Origin of the sequence: Dermacoccus sp. GAS27A, assembly GCF_044909235.1 — a bacterium.
In the GTDB taxonomy this organism is placed as follows: Bacteria; Actinomycetota; Actinomycetes; order Actinomycetales; family Dermatophilaceae; genus Dermacoccus; species Dermacoccus nishinomiyaensis.
Window position 1 is genome coordinate 1 of record NZ_JBIYDW010000013.1, and the last position, 20,538, is coordinate 20,538.

Below are 20,538 nucleotides of genomic sequence, written 5' to 3' on the forward strand. Positions count from 1 at the left end.
AAACACGCGACACTCCATAAGTGCCACTAAAATGTTTGGCGATGATCACATCGGCACGCTGTTGAGTTCTCAAAACACCATCGCACACCACACGAAGCAGGAACCCTTTTCGTTTCCCACCCCGCTCGGGGCAACTCGTCAACCTTACCACCCTCGCTCCCCGACTTCAACTCGGCGCTTGGAACCACATCGCTGTAATTCGTTGCGTCCCAGTCGAATTGGTGACCAAGAGCCGTCCGAGTGAGTCGCTGTTTCCAGCTCCCCGCTCGCGGCGACTCAGAGAACATTACACAGCGCGGCGGGTGCTGCCAAATCGACAGCCCGGGTGCGGCCACCACCCCGGGATGCGCAACGGGGACCCACCGTCATGGTGAGCCCCCGTTGTCGTCTCGGTCAGTGCGCGAGCCGCGCGGCTGCCTGGTGCTTGCGCCCACGCTTGATGATCGCGGCCACGCCGTGGAGGAAGTCGTCAGCGCTCAGTTCGTGCTCCGGGTCGTCGAGCTTCGCGTTGTTCACGGAGATGGCGCCGTCCCCGATGAGACGCCGGGCCGCATTGCGAGACTCCGCGATGCCGACCGCGATGAGCGCGTCCGTCAGGGTGGTACCCGGTGAAACCTCTCCCCCGGGCAACTCCGCGACGGCGTCACGCAGCGTCCGCGCGTCGAGGGCCGTCACGTCACCCTTGCCGAACATCGCCTCACTCGCCGCGATGGCGCCGGCCGTCGCCGCCTCACCGTGCACGAGCGTCGTGACGTCGGCCGCCAGCGTCTTCTGCGCCACTCGCTTGAAGGGTTCCTCGGCCACGGCGCGTTCGAGCTCCGCGATCTCGTCCTTCGTCCGATCGGTCATGAACTTGATGAGCTTGATGACCTCGGAATCCTCGACGTTGAGGAAGTACTGGTAGAAGGCGTACGGGCTCGTCATCTGCGCGTCGAGCCAGATGGCATTGCCCTCCGACTTGCCGTACTTCTGCCCGGACGCGTCCGTGAGCAGCGGCGAGGTGAGCACGTGCACACTCTTGCCCTCCACCGAACGGATGAGATCAGAGCCGGCGATGAGGTTGCCCCACTGATCGGAGCCGCCGAGCTGCAAGGTGCAGCCGTACTCGCGGAACAGGTGCAGGTAGTCGAGGGCCTGGAGGATCTGGTAGCTGAACTCCGTGTAACTGATGCCCTGCTCGGAGTTGAGGCGCGCCGCGACGGCGTCCTTCTTGATCATCCCGTTGACGCGGAAGTGCTTACCGTAGTCACGCAGGAAGTCGAGGGCCGATATGCCCTGAGTCCAGTCGAGGTTGTTGACCGCGATGGCGGGGTTGTCGCCGTCGAAGTCGAGGAACGGCTGCACCTGCTCACGGATGCGCGCGACCCACTGCGCCGTCTGGTCCTTCGTCTTGAGCACGCGCTCCGCGCTGGGGCGCGGATCACCGATGAGACCCGTCGAACCTCCGACGAGGACGATGACGCGATGCCCGGCGCGCTGCAGCCGTCGCAGCTGGATCAGCTGGACGAGGTTGCCGAAGTGCAGGGACGGCGCCGTCGGGTCGAAGCCGCAATACACCGTGAGCGGTCCGTTCGCGAGCGCGTCACGCAGCTGCGTCTCGTCGGTGGTCTGCGCCACCGCTCCGCGCCACTGCAGCTCGTCGAGGATGTTGCTCACGTCGTCCCTTTCGTCAGATGCTTCGGTTGCGCGGATCACGCACCCACCCCAGAGTCTCCCACGACCGCCCGATCCGGCGCGCCTGCTGCGTGGAGGGCGCCGCTGCAACGGGCTGCGTCAGCGCTTGCGCACCCGCGTCACCGCGGCGCGGTAGGCGGATACGCTCGGCTCGCCCGGGATCCAGAAGCGCCAGGGGAAGCTCTCGCCCTCACCGCCCGGCCCGCTCACGCCGACACGCGGGCCGGTGAGGTACTCGGGCGCGACGTGGCCGTCCGGTCGACGGACGACGACCTGGGCATCCGGCCCGACGACGGGAGTGCCGCCGAGGATCGGCTCGATCGCGAGCGCCTTCGCGAGGTTGCCCGGGCCACGAGCGAGATGGGCGTCCTTGGGAATCGGCGCGCCCTCGCGTGCACTCGCCATGCGCCGCTCCCGCGCACGGTCGAGGCCGTCGATGATCTCGCCAGAACGGACGAGGCAACCGGCCGACTCTCCGTCAGCCCCGCAGACGAGGTTCAGGGCCCGGTGGATGCCGTAGTTGATGTAGACGTAGCAGGTGCCGGGCGGGCCGAACAGCGCGGAGTTGCGGTCGGTGCGGCGCTTGAAGCCGTGCGAACCCGGGTCGACGGCGCCATGGTAGGCCTCCACCTCGGTGATACGCAGCGTCACCCCCGCGTGCGAGATGGTGAGGCCCAAGAGCTTCGGCGCGACGTCGACGGGCGGATGGGCGAAGAACGATGAGTCGAGATCTGGCACGCCGACATTGTGTCGCCCCCGCTCGATTCGGGCCACCTCCCTCGGTGTGCGGCCCCGGACGCGATGTTGCCCGGGTTTCGGGGGCGTCGGCCCCCGAAACCCGGGCAACATCGTGCGTCAGCGTGAGCGGATGTCGAGCGTCAGCGGATGTCGATGGGTCGGCTCGCCCAGGTATGCAGTTCGCTCGACTTCGCGTGCGCGGCCTCGAGCTGTTCGGCGACGCGGTCGGGAGCCGTCCCGCCCGTCGCGTTGCGGGAGGCGAGTGAACCGGGCACGCTCAGCACCTCGCGCACACCCGGCGTCAGGTGCTCGCTGATGGCGGCGAGGTCATCGTCGCTCAGATCCCACAGCTCGATTCCGCGCTGCTCGCACGCCTGCACGCACTCCCCTGCGACCTCGTGCGCGATACGGAACGGCACGCCCTCGCGCACGAGCCACTCGGCGATGTCGGTGGCGAGCGAGAAGCCCTGCGGCGCGAGGGATTCGAGACGCTCCGGGTGGAAGGTGAGCGTCGCCGTCATGCCCGCGAAGGCCGGCAGCAGCAGCTCGAGGGTGTCGACGGCGTCGAAGACCGGCTCTTTGTCCTCCTGCAGATCTCGGTTGTAGGCGAGCGGGAGCGCCTTGAGCGTCGTCATCAGGCCTGCGAGATCCCCGACGAGACGGCCCGCCTTGCCGCGCGCCAGCTCGGCGACGTCGGGGTTCTTCTTCTGCGGCATGATGCTCGAGCCGGTCGAGAACGCGTCGTCGAGGGTGACGAAGCTGAACTCCTTCGTCGCCCACAGCACCACCTCCTCCGCGATGCGGCTGATGTCGACCGCCGACATCGCGGCGACGAACGCGAACTCGGCGACGAAGTCACGCGACGCGGTGCCGTCGATGCTGTTCTCGACGGGGCGCGAGAAGCCCAGATCGTCGGCCACCGAGGCCGGGTCGAGGCCCAGCGACGACCCCGCGAGCGCGCCCGAGCCGTACGGCGAGGCGTCGGTGCGTCGATCCCAGTCGCCGAAGCGCTCGACGTCGCGCAGCAACGCCCACGCGTGCGCGAGCAGGTGGTGGCTCAGCAGCACGGGCTGCGCGTGCTGCAGGTGCGTGCGCCCCGGCATCGCGACACCGAGATGCGTCTGCGCCTGCGCGACGAGCGCGTCGACGACGTCGAGCAGCAGCGCCGCGACCGAGCGCGCGTGATCACGCAGGTACATGCGGAACAGCGTCGCGACCTGATCGTTGCGCGAACGTCCGGCCCGCAGGCGACCGCCGACGTCCGCGCCGGCGCGCTCGATGAGGCCGCGCTCGAGCGCCGTGTGCACATCCTCGTCCTCCTGCGCCGGCGTGAACGCGCCCGACTCGACGTCGTCGAGCAACTGCTGCAGCGCCGCGAGCATGGCCGCGAGCGCCTCGTCGTCGAGCAGACCGGCGCGGTGCAGCACGCGCGCGTGCGCCCGCGAACCGGCGATGTCATAGGGCGCGAGGCGCCAGTCGAAGTGCGTCGACTTGCTCAGCGCGGCGAGCGCATCCGCCGGGCCACCGGCGAAGCGACCTCCCCAGAGACTGAGGCGGGCGTCGGGCTGGGTCATGGGGTGAACCTCTCCTTCATCGGATGGATCGGGCGCGGGGCGCCGGGGAGATTGGAACGGTTGGAGCAGGGCTCGAGGGCTCAGACGCCGCGAATGTCGCCGCGAGAACCGGCGTCGGGATCGCCGCTTTCCTGGGCGTCGTCATCGTGGTCGGCGGAGGCGAGATCGTCCGTACGGCCGGCGAGTTCCAGGAAGCGCTTGGCGACGGGCGCCGCCCCCTGCGGGTCGCGGCAGATCACCATGATCGTGTCGTCGCCGGCGATCGTGCCGAGGACGTCGGTGAACTCCGCGTGGTCGATCGCCGAGGCGAGAAAGTTCGCCGCGCCCGGCGGGGTGCGCAGGATGACGAGGTTCGCCGACGACTCCGCTGTCACGAGCAACTCGCCCGACAGCCGGCGCAATCGTTGGACCGCCTCGGTGCGCGCGGCGCCCGCCCGAGGCGTGCGGTCACCGCCCTCGCCGGGCACGGCGTAGACGAGCGTGCGGCCCTGACGCACCTTGACCGCGCCGAGCTCGACGAGATCACGTGACAGCGTCGCCTGCGTGACGTCGACGCCGTCAGCGAGCAGCCGCTCGGCGAGATCCGTCTGCGACCGGATGGACTCGCGCCCGAGGATCTCGCGGATGCGCTGATGGCGCGCACCCTTCGTCTGCGCCATCATGCGTGCTCCGCGAGGAACGTCAGCAGCGCCTTCTGCGCATGCAGCCGGTTCTCCGCCTCGTCCCACACGACCGAGGCGGGGCCGTCGATGACGTCCGCGGCGATCTCGAAACCACGGTATGCCGGCAGGCAGTGCATGACGATCGCGTCAGGCGCCGCGTGCGCCATCAGCTCGCTCGTCACGCTGAAGGCGCTGAACGGATTGCTCTCGCCCTTGCGCGTGCTCGCCTCGTCCTCCATGCCCATCGACACCCACGTGTCGGTGATGACGACGTCCGCGCCCGTCACGGCTTCGATGGCGTCCTCGCTCGCATGCGCGCCGCCGCAGGTCGTCGCGGCGATCTCCTTGGCGCGCTCGAGGATCGCCGGATCCGGGCCGTACCCGTGCGGGCCGGCGACGGTGATGTCGGCGCCGGCCGTCGCGAAACCGAGCAGGTAGCTGTGGGCCATGTTGTTCGCAGCGTCACCGACGTAGGCGACCTTGCGACCGGCAGCGCTGCCCTTGTGTTCGGCGACCGTCAGCAGGTCGGCGAGGATCTGGCAGGGGTGGAAGGCGTCCGTCAGGGCGTTGACCACGGGCACGCCCGCGTGCTCGGCCATCTCCTCGAGGCGGTCCTGGCCGTAGGTGCGCCACACGATCGCGCTGACCTGGCGCCCAAGCACCTTCGCGACGTCGTGGATCGACTCACGCGTGCCGATCTGCGCGAGCTTGCCGTCGACGATCATCGGGTGCCCGCCGAGCTCGGCGACCCCCACGCTGAAGCTGAGCTGCGTGCGCAGCGTCGGCTTGTCGAAGATGATGGCGACGCCCTGGGGACCCGCGAACGGCTGCTTGGCGTGCCGGTCTCGTTTGAGCGTCGCCGCGAGCGCGAGCACCTCGGCCTGCTCGGCGGGGCTCAGGTCGTCGTCACGCAGGAAGTGGCGGGTCATGAGGCGTTCTCCTCGGTCTCGGCGGCATCGAGCAGGCCGGGCAGCGCGGCGACGAAGGTGTCGATCTGCTCGCCCGTGATGACGAGTGGCGGGGCCAGGCGGATGACGTCCGGGCCCGTCGCGTTGATGATGAAACCCGCCTCGCGGGCTCGGACGACGACACGCTGCGCGAGCGGGTCGCGCAGCACGATGCCGCGCAGCAGGCCGCGGCCGCGGACGGTAACGACGCGTTCGTCGTCGAGGTTCTCGACAGCCGCGACGAGGTGCTCCCCCAGCCGCCGCGCCTGTTCGCGCAGGCGTTCGTCCTCGATCGTGCGCATGACGGCGACGCCCGCGGCGCACGCGAGCGGGTTGCCGCCGAACGTCGAACCGTGCTGGCCGGCCTCGAACATCGTCGAGGCGGCACCGAAGGTGACGAGCGCACCGATCGGCACACCGCCGCCGAGGCCCTTGGCGAGCGTGATGGCGTCCGGCATGACCTCGGGTGCGATCGTCTGGAACCCGAACCACTCGCCGGTGCGTGCAACGCCCGTCTGCACTTCGTCGATGATGAGCAACGCCCCGCGTTCGCGCGTCACCTCGCGGGCCGCGCGCAGGTATTCGGGCGAGGCCTCGATGACGCCCGCCTCACCCTGGATGGGTTCGAGGATCACCGCGCCCACCGTGTCGTCGACGGCTGCCCGTAGCGCCTCGACGTCGTGGTAGGGCACGCGAGTGACGCCCGGGACCAGCGGTTCGAACGGCTCGCGGTAGGCCTGCTTGGAGGTGAGCGACAGCGCGCCCAGCGTGCGGCCGTGGAAGCCGCCGTCCGCGACGACGACACCGGGGCGAGCGGTACGGCGCGCCAGCTTGAACGCCGCCTCGTTGGCCTCGGCGCCGGAGTTGCAGAAGAAGACGCGCGTGTCGGCGTCGCCACCCGACGCGGCGACCAAGCGTTCGGCGAGCTCGATCTGCGGGCGCGTCGTGAAGAAGTTGGACACGTGGATGAGCTTCGCCGCCTGCTCGCTCACCGCGGCGACGAGCGCCGGGTGGGCATGGCCGAGAACGTTGACCGCGATACCGGCGAGCAGATCGAGGTACTCGCGGCCCTCGACGTCGCGAACAACGGCGCCCTCGCCGCGCTCGAGGACGAGCCCGGGCGCCCCGAAGACCCCCATGAGGGAGGCGCCGTAGCGCTGCGTCAGATCCCCGTGCGTCGGCATCGTGGACGCCGGGGCGTCATGGTCGGCCGGGTTCATCGGCGTCCTCCTGAGGTGATCATCGTGCCGATCCCTTCGTCCGTGAAGATCTCGAGCAGGATGGAGTGCGGGCGTCGCCCGTTGACGACGTGGGTGTGCGGCACGCCCCCGCGCACGGCGCGGATGCAGGCCTCGAGCTTGGGCACCATGCCCGAGTCGACCGTCGCGAGCATGCGTTCGGCCTCGTCGACGGGCAGCTTCGACAGCAGCGACGACTCGTCCGGCCAGTTCGCGTAGACCCCCTCGACGTCCGTGAGCACGACGAGCTTGTGCGCGCCGAGCGCGACGGCGAGAGCACTCGCGGCGGTGTCGGCGTTGACGTTGAGCACCTGCCCCTCGCGCTCGAGGTCGGGCGCCACGGACGAGATGACGGGGATGCGCCCCGAGTGCGCGAGGTCACGCACGATCTGCGGGTCGACCATCTCGACATCACCGACGAGGCCGACGTCGACGGCCTCACCGTCGACGATGGCGGGGCGGCGGCGGGCGCCGAACAGGCCTGCATCCTCGCCGGAGAGGCCGAACGCCATCGGGCCGTGATTGTTGATGAGGCCGACGAGTTCGCGCGAGACCTGGCCCGTCAGCACCATGCGCACGACTTCCATCGTCTCGGGCGTCGTGACGCGCAGGCCGCCGCGGAACTCGCTCTTCATTTCGAGCCGGTTGAGCATCGCGGCGATCTGCGGGCCTCCGCCGTGGACGACGACGGGGCGTAGCCCGGCGTAACGCAGGAAGGCGATGTCCTCGGCGAAGGCACGCTTGAGGGCGTCGTCCGTCATGGCGTTGCCGCCATACTTCACGACGACGAGAGCGTCCTGATACTTCTGCAGCCACGGCAGCGCCTCGACGAGGGTGCCCGCCTTGAGGCCCGCCGAGGCGAGCGACGAGAGGTCGCGAGGCTGGGTCGTCTCGTGCTCCGTCCCGCTCATGTGCTGTACGCCGAGTTCTCGTGGACGTAGTCGTGCGTGAGGTCGTTCGTCAGGACGGTGGCGTCGGCGTCACCGGCGTGGAGAAACACCTCGACCTTCACTTCACGCTGAGACATGTCGACGCCAGAGCGGTCGTCACCGACCCCGCCGCTGCGGCACACCATGACGCCGTTGATCGCGACATCGAGCTGCGCCGGCTCGAACGCGGCCGAGGTGGTCCCGACGGCCGCGAGAACCCGCCCCCAGTTGGGATCGTTGCCGAACACGGCGCACTTGAAGAGGTTGTTGCGGGCTATCGAACGTGCAACCTCAAGTGCATCGTCAACGTTGGCGGCGCCCTGGACGTCGATCGTGATGTCGTGCGCGGCGCCCTCCGCGTCGGCGATGAGCTGTTCGGCCAGGTCGACGCAGACTTGCGTGAGAATGGCCGTGAACTCCCCCATCTGCGGGCTCACCCCGCTCGCTCCCGAGGCCATGAGCACGACAGTGTCGTTCGTCGACTGGCAACCGTCCGAGTCGATACGATCGAACGACATCGCCGTCGCCGCGCGCAGCGCCTCGTCGGCCTGCTCGGCGGTGAGGACCGCGTCGGTCGTGATGACGACGAGCATCGTCGCGAGGGACGGCGCGAGCATGCCGGCGCCCTTCGCCATGCCGCCGATCGTGTAGCCGGAACCGAACCCGGTGCACTCCTTCGCGACCGTGTCCGTCGTCATGATGGCGGTCGCGGCGTCCTCCCCGCCGTCAGCGCTCAACGAACCGGCCGCCGCGGTGATACCGGATTCGATCTTGTCCATCGGCAGCAACTCACCGATGAGGCCCGTCGAGCAGACGACGACGTCACCGGCGCTCACACCGACGGCCACGGCGGCGAGTTCGGCACTGCGGTGCGTGTCGAGGAAACCCTGCGCCCCGGTGCAGGCGTTGGCGCCACCGGAGTTGAGCAGAACGACGTCGGCGCGCCCGTCCGTCACCACCTGGCGCGACCAGGTCACCGGCGCCGCCTCGACGCGGTTCGAGGTGAACACGGCGGCGACGACGTGCTCGGGCCCGTCGTTGACGACGAGGGCGACGTCGGGGCGCCCGCTGGGCTTCAGCCCCGCCGTCACGCCCGCCGCGCGGAAGCCTGCGGCAGCGGTGACACTCATGGTTTCTCCTTGATGATGTGCCCGCCACGAGCCCACAGCTCACGAGCGCGCGCGGATTCGTACGTCGGCACCATGATCCAGTCGGTGTCGAACGTCGAGACGGTGAAGACGGTGACGTCGGCCTCGCCGAGCGGCGCGACGATGGCCGAGAGCAGACCCGTCAGCGCGAAGTCGAGCGGACCCTCGACCTCGAACACGTGGAACGGGCCCTGCTGACGCACGACCGCGTCCCGCGGGATCGCTGAGGTGAGGCACAGCACCGACGTCTCCGACGCCGTCGCACTGACGGAGACGAGCGGCGCGTCCGTGAGCGCCCATTCGGGCACGACCTCCTGCGCGCCGAGGCGCACGTACGACAGCTCCTCGGGGTGGGCGATGAGGGTGAACCGAGCTCCGAACGCGACCATCAGGGGCTCACCCCCGCGAGCGGCAGGCCCGTGGTCTCGCCCAGGCCGAGCGACAGGTTCATCGACTGCACGGCTGCACCGGCCGTCCCCTTCGTCAGGTTGTCGACGGCGGAGGTGACGACGACGCGCCCCGCCACCTCGTCGAGCGCGAACTGCAGGGTGACGACGTTCGACCCGAGCACCGAACCGGTCGCGGGCCACGACCCGGCAGCCAGGAGCTCGACGAAGGGTTCGTCGGCATAGGCCTCGGCGAAGGCGCGCGCGACGTCATCAGCCGTCGTGCCGGGCGCCAGCCGAGCCGTCGACGTCGCGAGGATGCCGCGCGGCATGGGGGCGAGCGTCGGCGTGAACGACAGCGTCACCTCGCGCTCACCGCCGGCGGCGAGACGCAGGTTCTGCGCGATCTCGGGCGTGTGACGGTGCCCGCCGCCGACGCCGTACGGGCTCATCGACCCCATGACCTCGGCGCCGAGCAGGTGTGGCTTGAGGCCCTTGCCGGCCCCCGAGACACCCGAGGACGCGACGACGACCACGTCGTCGAGCGCGATGAGGGACGCCGCCGCGAGCGGCGCGAGAGCGAGCGAGACGGCCGTCGGATAGCACCCGGGGACGGCGACGCGGCGCGCGCCGCGCAGCTGCTCGCGCCGCTTGACGCCCTTCGAGACGAGTTCGGGCATCCCGTAGGCCCAGGACCCCGCGTAGGGCGTGTCGTAAAAACGCTGCCAGTCGCTCTCGCGCTCGAGCCGAAAATCCGCGCCACAGTCGATGACGACGACGTCTGCGTCGAGCTGCGCGGCGAGCGCAGCGCTCTGCCCGTGCGGCAGTGCGAGGAAGACGACGTCGTGGCCGGCGAGGGCGTCAGCGTTCGTGGCAAGCACGGGTCGCTCGGCGAGGGAGAACAACGACGGGTGATGATCGCCGAGGCGCGAACCGGCGGAGGAACCCGCCGTCAGTGCGCCGATCTCGACGTCGGGATGGGCGAGCAAGAGGCGCAGGATCTCCCCGCCCGCATATCCACTCGCCCCGGCGACAGCTGCTGTGACCATGCCCCCAGCCTAGCGCAGATCGCATACCCATGCACTTTTAGGTCATACTCATGCACACAGGGTGGAGACGGCGTCACGCCGCCCCCACCCTGTCGATCATGCCGGAATCAGGCGCCGCGCAGGCTCGCTCCAACACTCTCGTCGACGGCGCGCACTGCCGCGTCGCGTGCCGCGTTCACCTCGTCGGTCGTCAGCGTCCGCTCGGGGGAACGGAAGAACAGGCGGTACGCGAGGGACTTCTTGCCCTCACCGACCTGATCGCCCGTGTAGATGTCGAACAGCGCGACCGACTCGAGGTGTTCACCGGCCCCCGAGCGCAACGCCGTCTCGACGCGAGCCGCAGGGACGGACGCGTCGACGACGAGCGCGACGTCGGAATGCGCCTGCGGGAACGTCGCGATGCTCGAAGCGACACCGGGGCGCTCGGCGTACGCCGACAGCGCGTCGAGGTCGAGTTCGCCCCCGACCGTGCGGGCCGGCAGCGAGAACGCCGCGACGACCTTGGGGTGCAGCTCGCCCGCCGCGCCGATGACGGTGCCGTCCGGCAGCGCGATGCTCGCGCAGCGTCCCGGGTGGAACGGCGCCACCTGCGTCTGCTCGATCGTCAGGTCGACGCCGAGCACGCGCCCGATCTGCAGCGCCACGGCGATCGCGTCGCTCCAGTCCGCGCCGCGCCCGGCACCCCACCAGCCCTTGCGCTCGCTGTCACCGGCGGCGACCCAGGCGACGTGGCGCGGCTGCGCCGGCACGGCCGAGCGGATCGCGTCGAGCACCTCAGGCGCCGGGTGCACGCCGACCGGTGACGTCGGCGCGTGGCCCGCCTCACCGGCGACGACGAGACCGATCTCGAACAGCGCCACGTCCTTGAACCCGCGCGCGACGTTGCGCTTGAGCGAATCCATCATCGTGGCGAGAACACTCGTGCGGATGAGCGGCAGCTCGTCCGACAGCGGGTTGGTCAGGCGCACGCTCGTGCGCCGCGCGTCGTCGGCTGCGAAGCCGAGCTTGTCGTGTACGTCATCACTGACGAACGGCAGCGAGATGATCTCCGTCAGGCCGGCCATCGCGAGCGCATTCGCCACGTTGCGGCGGTGGCGCTGCGACGCCGTCAGCCCACGCCCGGCGAGGGGTCGCGGCAGGACGGATGGGATGGCGTCATACCCGCGCAGACGCGCCACTTCCTCGACGAGGTCGGGCCCGCTCGTCAGATCGGGGCGCCACGTGGGCGGTGTCACGCTCCACAACGGTTCGTTGCGCTCGACCCGGCACCCGACGGCGTCAAGGCTCTCGGCGACCTCGTCGTCGGAGTACGCGACACCGACGAGCCGCGTCGGCTGCTGCGGGTCGAAGTCGATCGGCTGCGGCGCGCGCGTCGTGTCGAGGTCGGTGACGCCGTCGTCGACGACGCCGCCGCCGTACTGCACGAGCAGTTCGACGGCGAGCTGCGCCGCGGCTGCCGCGATCTGCGGGTCGACGCCACGCTCGTAGCGCTTGGACGCCTCGCTGCCGAGCTTGTGGCGGCGCGCGGTGCGGGCGACGGAGACCGGGTCGAAGTGGGCGGCCTCGATGAGGACGTCGGTCGTCGAGTCGCTCACCTCGCTGTCGGAACCGCCCATGACGCCGGCCAGCGCCAGCGGGCGTGCACCGCCGTCGGTGATGAGCAGATCCTCGGCGAACAGGGTGCGCTCGACGCCGTCGAGCGTCGTCAGCTTCTCCCCCGCGCGGGCGCGTCGCACGACGATCTCCTCGCCCAGCGCCCCGAGATCGAACGCATGCAGGGGCTGGCCGAGCGCCATCATGACGTAGTTGGTGACGTCGACCGGCAGCGAGATCGAGCGCATGCCCACCTCGGTGACGGCCGTCGCGAGCCACGCGGGCACCGGAGCGTTCGGGTCGATGCCGCGCACGACGCGTGCGACGTACCGGTCGCAGCCGACCGCGCCACGCAACCCCTGGGGGTCGTCGACGCGCACCGGGTAACCCAAGTCGTTCGCTGCCGGCGCCCTCGTCGTCAGCGCATCGACCGGGTCGGTGAAGCTCGCGCCGGTGGCGTGGCCGTACTCGCGCGCGATGCCGCGCATCGAGAAGCAATAACCGCGATCGGGGGTGACGTTCACCTCGACGGTCTCGCGGTCGAGCCCGAGCAGCGGCAGTGCGTCCTGGCCCGGCGTGAGCGACGAGGCGTCGACACCGAGGCGCTGCGGCAGCAGGATGATGCCGCCCGAGCCGTCGTCGGGCAGGCCCAGTTCATCTGCGGCACAGATCATCCCGGCCGACAGGTGACCGTACGTCTTGCGGGCGCTGATGGCGAAGCCGCCCGGCAGCACGGCACCCGGCAGCGCGACGACGACGGTGTCGCCGACCTCGAAGTTGTGCGCGCCGCACACGATGCCCTGAGGTTCACCGGTGCCGTTCGCGTCACCGACGTCGACGGTGCACCAGTTGATGACCTTGCCGTTCTTCTGCTCCTCGGGCGTCTTCGTCAGCACGCGGCCGACGACGAGGGGGCCGGTGATGCCGCCGCCGTGGATGGCCTCCTCCTCGAGTCCGACGCGCACGAGGTCCGCGGCGACCTGCAGGCCGGTTGCCCCTTCGGGCACGTCGACGTACTCGCGCAGCCATTCGATGGGAACTCGCATTGTCTCAGACCTCCAAGCCGAACTGGGCGTCGAAGCGGACGTCGCCCTCGATCATCTCGCGCATGTCGGATGCGCCCGTGCGGAACATCAGGGCGCGTTCGACGCCCATGCCGAACGCGAAACCGCTGTACTCGGCCGGGTCGACGCCGCAGGCGCGCAGCACGTTCTCGTTGACCATGCCGCAGCCGCCCCACTCGATCCAGCCGGTGCCGCCGCAGGTGCGGCAGGCCGCGTCCTCCCCGCGGCAGACGAAGCACCGCAGATCCATCTCGGCGCTCGGCTCGGTGAACGGGAAGTAGTTGGGGCGCAGGCGCGTCGTGATGCCCTCACCGAACAACTGCGTCGCGAGGTGGTCGAGCGTGCCCTTGAGGTGCGCCATCGTGATGCCCTTGTCGACCGCGAGGCCCTCCATCTGGTGGAAGACGGGCAGGTGCGTCGCGTCGAGTTCGTCGGTGCGGTACGCCTTGCCGGGCGCGACGATGTAGAGCGGCACCCCACGATCGAGCATGGAGCGTGCCTGCACGGGCGAGGTGTGCGTGCGCATGACGAGGCCGCCGTCGGCGGGGTCGAGGTAGAACGTGTCCTGCATCTGGCGCGCGGGGTGGTCCTCGTCGAAGTTGAGGGCGTCGAACACGAACCACTCGGCCTCGACCTCGGGCCCCTCGGCGACCTCCCACCCCATGCCGACCATGAGGTCGACCATGAGCTGCTGCATGAGTTCGACGGGGTGACGCCCGCCGACGGGGCGACGCAGCGCGGTCGCCGTCGTCACGTCGACGGCCTCTTCGGTGAGGATGCGCTCATCGCGCTCGGCCTCGAGTTCACCCTGGCGAGTCTTCAGCGCGGCGCCCACACGGCCACGTGCCTGGCCGACGCGCTTGCCCGCCTCGGCCTTCGCCGACGGCGGCAGCGCGCCGATCTCGCGGTTGGCCAGCGCCAACGGGGACTTGTCACCCGCGTGCGCCGTGCGCACGTCCTTGAGCTCCTCGAGCGAGGACGCGGCGGCGATGGCGGCGAGAGCGGCGGTGACGTTGGACTCGACCACCTCTGGGGCGAGGGCAGCGACCTCGACGGGGTCGTAGTTCGTGTTGGGGCCAGACATGCGCCCGAGTCTATCGAGTGCGCGCAAACCCATTCCCACGCGTCCGCGCGGGCGAGGGGTGCTCAGTTCTGGGCGGCAGCCGAGGCGTAGAGGCAGACGGTGGCGGCCATCGCGAGGTTGAGCGACTCGGCGTGGCCGTAGATCGGCACGCGGACGACGTCGTCGCACTGCTCGCGCACCTCGGGCTCGAGGCCCCATGCCTCGTTGCCCATGACCCACGCGTGCGGGGTGGCGAGGTCGACGTCGGGCAGCAGTGTCTCGCCAACGCCGTCGGCGGCGTGCAGTGTCAGCCCTGCGGCGCGACAGGCGGCGAAGATCTCCTCGATCGACGACCCGCGCGAGATCGGCAGGTGCCACAGCGAGCCGACGCTCGAACGCACGAGCTTCGGGTTGTAGAGGTCGACGCTCGCGTCGCTGAGGATCACGGCGTCCGCCCCCGTCGCGTCGGCACCTCGGATGACGGTGCCCGCGTTTCCGGGGTCGCGCACGTTCGTGCAGATGACGACGAACTTCGGCGAGCCCGCGAGCACGTCGGCCAGTGGGCGATCGATCGGCCTGGCGACGGCGATGATGCCCTGCGGCTGTTCGGTGTCGCACATCGCGGCGAGCACCTGCGGCGAGCAGTCGTGGACGAAGCGCCGCACGTTTGCTGGGGCGCCGTCAGCCCATTCCCCGGCGAGTTCGCGCAGGTCGGGGTGACGCTCGGTGGCCTCGGCGTCGAGGTAGACGTCGCGGATCGACATCGGCGCGAACCGGATGAGCTCGCGCACGGCCTGGCGCCCCTCGACGAGGAACAGCCCGGCCTTGTCACGTGCAGAACGCCGCCCCAGCGCCTTGACCTGCTTGACCCGATCGGAACGGACGTTCGTGATCATGGTCGAGCGAGCCCTTCGGCGTGGAGCGGCGTTCGGTGCGAAAGAGGTGCCTGGATCAGGCAGCCGGCGTCTGGGCCGGGACGTTCGCCTTGGCGATCTCGACGAGCTTGGCGAAGGCCGGGGCGTCGTTGACGGCCAGCTCGGCCAGCATGCGACGGTCGACCTCGATGCCCGCGACCTTCAGGCCCTGGATGAAGCGGTTGTACGTCATGCCGTTGAGGCGAGCCGCAGCGTTGATGCGCTGGATCCAGAGGCGACGGAAGTCGCCCTTCTTGGCGCGACGGTCACGGTAGGCGTAACCGAGGCTGTGCGTCACCTGCTCCTTGGCCTTGCGGTAAAGGCGCGAGCGCTGGCCGCGGTAGCCGCTGGCCTGCTCGAGAACGGTACGACGCTTCTTCTGGGCGTTGACTGCCCGCTTCACGCGTGCCACGTGATCACTCCTTGAGTGGGGCGGCGGCGCCTGGCGCCTGCCGCGAAGTTAGTTGGGGGTGTGGACGGCTCAGAGGCCGAGAAGGCGCTTGATCTTCTTCTCGTCGGCCGGCGCGAGAACGACGTCGTTGACGAGACGACGCGACTGACGCTTGGCGCGCTCCTCGAACTTGTGCACGTGGCGGGCGCGCTGACGCATGATCTTGCCCTTACCGGTGACGCGGAAACGCTTCTTCGCACCGGAGTGCGTCTTCATCTTCGGCATGGCCGACTCCTTCGCTACCTCGACGCGCTCGTGTGCGCGTCGGCTGTCTGACTGCCTCGCCCGATCACCCGGGACGAGGGTTCTCCACCCGAGGGTGAAGGGGGTGTTACTTCGCAGCCTCTTCGGCCGCGACCTGCTCGGCCCCGGGGGCCTCGCTCGAGACAGGCGTCTCGGCCTGCGGCTCCGGGGCGGCCTTGGCTGCCTTCTCGGCCTCACGACGACGACGGTCCTCGGCGCGCGCCTCGGCCTTCTTCTTCGTCGGGCCGAGCACCATCACCATGTTGCGCCCGTCCTGCTTCGGCGCGCTCTCGATGAACGCGAGCTCCTGCACGTCCTCAGCGAGCTTCTGCAGGAGGCGGAAGCCGAGCTCGGGGCGCGACTGCTCACGGCCGCGGAACATGATGGTGACCTTGACCTTGTCACCGGCCGACAGGAACCGGACGACGTGACCCTTCTTGGTGTCGTAGTCGTGCTGGTCGATCTTCGGTCGGAGCTTGATCTCCTTGATGACCGTGTTGACCTGGTTCTTGCGCGACTCGCGCGCCTTCATGGCCGCTTCGTACTTGAACTTGCCGAAGTCCATGAGCTTGGCGACGGGCGGCTTGGCCTGGGGGGCCACCTCGACGAGGTCGAGGTCGGCCTCGGCGGCGAGGCGCAGCGCGTCCTCGACTCGGACGATGCCCACCTGCTCACCATTGGGGCCCACCAACCGAACTTCCGGGACTCGGATTCGGTCGTTGATGCGTGGCTCAGCGCTGATGGCCTGCTCCTTCACGAGTGTGATGTTCACGAGTTGTTGCGGTGTGCCCGGCCACCGACGATGTTCGGGCAACAAAAAAGACTTCCTGCGAGCGCAAGAAGTCTTCGTTCAACACGCACGACGCGATGATTGTTCCGTCGCCATCGAGGCGGGTGCCTCGTCGTGCATCGTGACCAAGACCCTGCCTCCCGAAGGAGACCGAGGGTGGAGACCGAAGCCCCTCTTGCGCACCGAGCGCTTTCACTGCCTCGATGAGGCCATGCGAACGTCCGGCTGGTGCCAATCACGATAGCAGCCGGATTGGCTCCGCCCTAATCGGCGCGGCGGGCGGGTTCGACGTCGGTGCCCTGCGCCTGTGAAGACGCCGGCAGACCGGCCCGTCGTGACCGCAGCCCCCGTCGCGCCCCGACCATGACGGCGCCGAGGCCGGCGATGGCCGCCCCCGTCAGCCCGACGGACGCGAAACCGCCCGCGAAGCCGTGACGGTCGATGAACACGCCTGCGAGCGGCCCACCGAGCGCACCGCCGAGGGTGAGGAACGAACCGTGCCACCCCATCGCCTCGCCGCGCACCCGTTCGGGGACGACGCGCGTGAGTGCATCGACGGACGCAGTCATCGTCGGCGCGCAGAACAGGCCTGCGACGAAACCCCACACGCACAGCCCGAGCACGCCGTGGGCGAAGCCGATCGGCGCCGTCGTCAGGGCGAGCAGGACGAGCAGCGCGAACATGGGCGGCGGCGACGTCATCGCGCCGTAGACGAGCCCACCGAGGACGGAGCCCAGCCCCCACACGGCCAGCACGAGGCCGAGCTGGGCGGATGCGTCGAAGTGACGGGCTGCGGCGACGAACGAGACGTCACTGCCGCTGAGGACGACGACGGCCGCGAACCCGACGAGGCACACCGCCAGGAAACGCGGCGTCACCCAGCGTTCGCGTGGCAGGTCGACGTCCGCGGCAGCCTCTTCGTCGAGCGCCTGCCGGATCGGCGGGTCGATCCACCACAGCAGCGCCGCGAGCGCCGCGGAGGCCATCTCGAGGCAGAAGATCACCCACGACGTCGGGAAGTGACCGCCAAGAGCGATCGCGATGACGGGCCCGAGCATGAAGGACAGCTCGACGATGATGCCGTCGGTCGCGAGCGCCGTGCGGCGATCCTCGTCGCTCGTCGCGGCGATGATGCCCTGACGGATGACGGTGAACGTCGGCACGGCGAACAGCCCGGCCAGTGCCGCGAGCAGGAGCAGCGGTGCATAGCCGACGAAGGGCGCCACGGCCCAGCACCCGGCCGTGACGAGGATCGACGGCGCGACGACCCGGCGTAGCCCGAGGGTGTCGAGCAGGCGCCCGCGCCACGGCCCCGACAGCGCGACGGCGAGGGTCGAGGCCGCCGCGACGAGACCTGCCTGCGACCAGGTGCGGTGCAGCGTCTCGACGACGTGGATCGTGAGCAGCACCGACACCCCGAACGTCGGGATGCGGATGGCGAAGCCGAGCAGCAGCAGCTGGCGGGTGCGGCGGTTGGCAAGAACGCGGCGGTAACGGGTGGCGGGCATGGTGGCGTCATGGTGTCACGGGCGTGCGGTGGTGGGCGAACCCCTTTCGTCCACCGCCTCGAGGTTGCCCGTTCAGCCGCGCAGTTGCCTCTGCAGACGTAGGTAGCGCTCGTAGACCGCGCGTCCGGCGGTGACGTCGTCGTCCATGGCCTCGAGTTCGTGGTCATAGGCGACCTGCCAGGCCGGAGGTTCGTCACCTCCGGCCAGCGCCCACGCCGCCTGGCGCGCCGCGCCGATGCCGACGTACTCCCCGGGCGCCGGGATGTGCACCGGCAACCCGAACAGGATCGGTGCGATCTCGCGCACCGCCGCTGAAGCCGCAGCGCCCCCGATGAGGACGATGCGTCGCGCGCTCAGGCCGTGCTGCTTCAGCCCCTCGACGCCCGCGACGAGGTTCGCGAGCATCCCCTCGACGCAGGCGCGTGCAAGGTTCTCCGGCGTCGCGTTCGCGCGGGTGAGGCCGCCGAGCGTGCCCGTGGCGTCGGGCAGGTCGGGCGTGCGCTCACCGTCGAGGTAGGGCAGCAACGTCAGGCCCTGCGCGCCGATGGGTGCCGCGAGCGCGAGGCGGGAGAACTCGTCGAGGTCGACGCCGAGCAGCTGGGCACCTGTCGTCAGCACGCGGGCTGCGTTGAGGGTGCACATGAGCGGCAGGTGCCGCCCGTCGGCCGAGGCGAACCCGGCGATCTGCCCGCTCGCGTCCCGCGTCGGCGTGTCGTGGACGGCGAAGACGGTGCCCGACGTGCCGAGGCTGACGACGACGTCGCCGGGCTGCAGGCCGAGACCGAGCGCCGCGCCCATGTTGTCGCCCGTGCCCGCCCCGACGACGAGGCCCGCGTCTGTGACGCCTGCGGGCTCGGCGGGGCCGAGGACGCGCGGGACGCCGAACTCGCGGCCCAGGGCGAGACGCTGGATGTCGGCGTCGTACTCGCCGGTGACGGGTGACCAGTACCCGGTGCCGCTCGCGTCGCCGCGGTCGGTCGTCCATCCTCGCAAGCCGCCGCCGGCCTCCAGGATGCGCCCCGTCAGCCAGTCGTGCGGCAGGACGACGGTGTCGAGGCGGGCGGCGTTGTCCGGTTCGGCATCACGCAGCCACCGCACCTTCGCGACGGTGAACGCCGCGACGGGCACGACGTCGAGCCGATCCACCCAGGCACCCGCTCCCCCGAGCTCGTCGACGAGCTCACGCGCCGCGCCCGCCGAGCGAACGTCGTTCCACAGCAACGCCTCTCGGACGACGGCGCCGTCCGAATCGAGGGCGACCATGCCGTGCTGCTGACCGCCGACGGCGATCGCCTCGACGCCGTCGAGCATCCCGTCCGCCGTCGCGTCCTCGTAAGCGCGCCACCACACCTCGGGGTCGACGCTCGTGCCGTCGGGGTGAGGCGCGCGCGAGGTGCGCACCACGGCGCCCGTCTCGGCATCACAGACGACGATCTTGGTCGATTGCGTGGACGAATCCACTCCGGCGACGAGTCGAGATGACATGGTTTCCCTTCTCAGGCGTCGCCGGGGCGACGCGCGGTTCGGATGGCGGCAACCGTACGCTGAGATCAGACCGTCGGCAGTCCGTTCGGATAGATCATGGCCTTGACGGATGCCGGGTCGTCGAGGCCCGCGCGCAGGGCCTGCTCGCCGTCGGCGAGGTCGAAACGCCCCGTTACGAGATCGTCGACCTCGACGACGCCGCCCGCAAGCATCGCGAGCGCCTGCGGCCATGTGTTCGCGTAGCGGAACACCCCGGTGACGCTGACCTCACGCTCCTGCAGCGCAGACAGGGGCAGTTCGACGGTGTCGCCGCCCATCCCGACGAGCACGGCGCGAGCGCCTCGCGCCAGGGCCCGCATCCCGGCGAGCGTGACGGAGGCGACCCCGGAGCACTCGAGCAGAACGTCGTACTCGCGCTCGTCGAACCTCTCGTGACGTGAGTCGACGACCCGCGCGCCGAGCGCCCGGGCACGCTCGAGGCGTTCGGGGTTGAGGTCGACGACGGTGATGTCACGCGCGCCGCGCGCCCGGGCGGCCAGCAGGCACATGAGCCCGATGGGGCCGCAGCCGGTGATGAGGACGCGATCGCCGAGCGTCACGTCGGCCTTGCGGCAGGCCCACAATCCGACCGACAGCGGTTCGACCATCGCGGCCGCCTCGTCGCTCACGCCGTCGGGCACCGGATGCGCGAAGGCGGCGTCGTGCACGATGCATTCGGCGAGCGAGCCGTCGTACGGCGGCGTCGCGTGGAACACCATGTCAGGGCACAGGTTGTAGGCGCCGGCAAGGCACTGCGCACACGTGCGGCACGGCACGCCGGGTTCGATGCTGACGCGCTCGCCGATGCGCGAGGCGTCGACGCCCTCACCGACCGCTTCGACGACACCGGCACCCTCATGCCCGAGCACCATCGGGTAGTCGACGGCGTAGCTGCCGATGCGCCCATGCGTGAGGTAGTGCGTGTCACTGCCGCACACACCGACGCACGTCATGCGCACGAGCACCTGGCCGGGGCCGGGCGTCGGCACGTCACGCTGGGTCAGGGTGAGCGTCTCGGGTGCGCTCAGTTCGAGCACGCGCAT

Annotated in this window: 19 protein-coding genes; all 19 read right to left on the bottom strand. The window is 70.1% G+C overall.

Translation table 11 applies throughout. From position 1 onward, the window contains the following. Positions 1-393: 393 nt before the first annotated feature. A complete protein-coding gene (gene tyrS, locus ABH936_RS12640) occupies positions 394-1,656 on the bottom strand; it encodes a tyrosine--tRNA ligase (RefSeq protein ID WP_038568546.1) in 1,263 nt (420 codons plus the stop codon). A gap of 117 nt (positions 1,657-1,773) precedes the next feature. After that, the gene (locus tag ABH936_RS12645) at positions 1,774-2,412 is read right to left on the bottom strand and encodes a DNA-3-methyladenine glycosylase (protein ID WP_038568548.1); all 639 of its coding nucleotides are present in this window, start codon (positions 2,410-2,412) and stop codon (positions 1,774-1,776) included. A gap of 140 nt (positions 2,413-2,552) precedes the next feature. Continuing rightward, positions 2,553-3,986, bottom strand: coding sequence for an argininosuccinate lyase (gene argH / locus ABH936_RS12650; RefSeq protein WP_038568550.1), 1,434 nt, complete (start codon positions 3,984-3,986; stop codon positions 2,553-2,555). 80 nt (positions 3,987-4,066) lie between these two features. Further along, positions 4,067-4,648, bottom strand: a complete 582-nt coding sequence (locus ABH936_RS12655) for an arginine repressor (protein ID WP_038568552.1) — start codon at positions 4,646-4,648, stop codon at positions 4,067-4,069. Beyond that, entirely contained in the window at positions 4,645-5,577 is a 933-nt protein-coding gene (argF, locus tag ABH936_RS12660; protein WP_006944188.1) for an ornithine carbamoyltransferase, read from the bottom strand. The genes ABH936_RS12655 and argF overlap by 4 nt, the downstream gene beginning before the upstream one ends. Then, on the bottom strand, positions 5,574-6,815 hold the full coding sequence (locus ABH936_RS12665) for an acetylornithine transaminase (protein ID WP_081873675.1): 1,242 nt from the start codon (positions 6,813-6,815) through the stop codon (positions 5,574-5,576). Before ABH936_RS12665 ends, argF begins: the two co-directional genes overlap by 4 nt. Next, entirely contained in the window at positions 6,812-7,744 is a 933-nt protein-coding gene (gene argB, locus ABH936_RS12670; protein ID WP_038568554.1) for an acetylglutamate kinase, read from the bottom strand. The genes ABH936_RS12665 and argB overlap by 4 nt, the downstream gene beginning before the upstream one ends. Beyond that, positions 7,741-8,892, bottom strand: a complete 1,152-nt coding sequence (argJ, locus tag ABH936_RS12675; RefSeq protein WP_038568556.1) for a bifunctional glutamate N-acetyltransferase/amino-acid acetyltransferase ArgJ — start codon at positions 8,890-8,892, stop codon at positions 7,741-7,743. Before argJ ends, argB begins: the two co-directional genes overlap by 4 nt. Further along, positions 8,889-9,299, bottom strand: a complete 411-nt coding sequence (locus ABH936_RS12680) for an ACT domain-containing protein (protein WP_006944305.1) — start codon at positions 9,297-9,299, stop codon at positions 8,889-8,891. Before ABH936_RS12680 ends, argJ begins: the two co-directional genes overlap by 4 nt. Beyond that, positions 9,299-10,345 carry an N-acetyl-gamma-glutamyl-phosphate reductase gene (gene argC, locus ABH936_RS12685; RefSeq protein ID WP_006944230.1) on the bottom strand — a complete coding sequence of 349 codons (1,047 nt, stop codon included), beginning with the start codon at positions 10,343-10,345 and terminating at the stop codon, positions 9,299-9,301. The genes ABH936_RS12680 and argC overlap by 1 nt, the downstream gene beginning before the upstream one ends. Before the next feature lie 107 nt (positions 10,346-10,452). Then, positions 10,453-12,984 carry a phenylalanine--tRNA ligase subunit beta gene (gene pheT, locus ABH936_RS12690; RefSeq protein WP_038568558.1) on the bottom strand — a complete coding sequence of 844 codons (2,532 nt, stop codon included), beginning with the start codon at positions 12,982-12,984 and terminating at the stop codon, positions 10,453-10,455. Positions 12,985-12,988: 4 nt separating this feature from the next. After that, positions 12,989-14,086, bottom strand: a complete 1,098-nt coding sequence (gene pheS, locus ABH936_RS12695) for a phenylalanine--tRNA ligase subunit alpha (RefSeq protein ID WP_038568560.1) — start codon at positions 14,084-14,086, stop codon at positions 12,989-12,991. A 62-nt stretch (positions 14,087-14,148) separates the two neighbouring features. After that, on the bottom strand, positions 14,149-14,961 hold the full coding sequence (locus ABH936_RS12700; RefSeq protein ID WP_038568562.1) for an RNA methyltransferase: 813 nt from the start codon (positions 14,959-14,961) through the stop codon (positions 14,149-14,151). A gap of 55 nt (positions 14,962-15,016) precedes the next feature. Continuing rightward, complete coding sequence (gene rplT, locus ABH936_RS12705) at positions 15,017-15,391, bottom strand: 50S ribosomal protein L20 (RefSeq protein WP_038568564.1); 375 nt, start codon at positions 15,389-15,391, stop codon at positions 15,017-15,019. Positions 15,392-15,460: 69 nt separating this feature from the next. Further along, a complete protein-coding gene (gene rpmI, locus ABH936_RS12710) occupies positions 15,461-15,655 on the bottom strand; it encodes a 50S ribosomal protein L35 (RefSeq protein ID WP_006944255.1) in 195 nt (64 codons plus the stop codon). Between the two features lie 106 nt (positions 15,656-15,761). Continuing rightward, positions 15,762-16,445: a translation initiation factor IF-3 gene (gene infC / locus ABH936_RS12715; RefSeq protein ID WP_338810909.1), complete on the bottom strand. Its 684-nt coding sequence runs from the start codon at positions 16,443-16,445 to the stop codon at positions 15,762-15,764. Positions 16,446-16,726: 281 nt separating this feature from the next. After that, the gene (locus tag ABH936_RS12720) at positions 16,727-17,971 is read right to left on the bottom strand and encodes an MFS transporter (protein ID WP_144694458.1); all 1,245 of its coding nucleotides are present in this window, start codon (positions 17,969-17,971) and stop codon (positions 16,727-16,729) included. A 72-nt stretch (positions 17,972-18,043) separates the two neighbouring features. Then, entirely contained in the window at positions 18,044-19,456 is a 1,413-nt protein-coding gene (locus ABH936_RS12725; RefSeq protein ID WP_144694460.1) for a xylulokinase, read from the bottom strand. Positions 19,457-19,521: 65 nt separating this feature from the next. Beyond that, positions 19,522-20,538: an NAD(P)-dependent alcohol dehydrogenase gene (locus ABH936_RS12730; RefSeq protein WP_404603422.1), complete on the bottom strand. Its 1,017-nt coding sequence runs from the start codon at positions 20,536-20,538 to the stop codon at positions 19,522-19,524.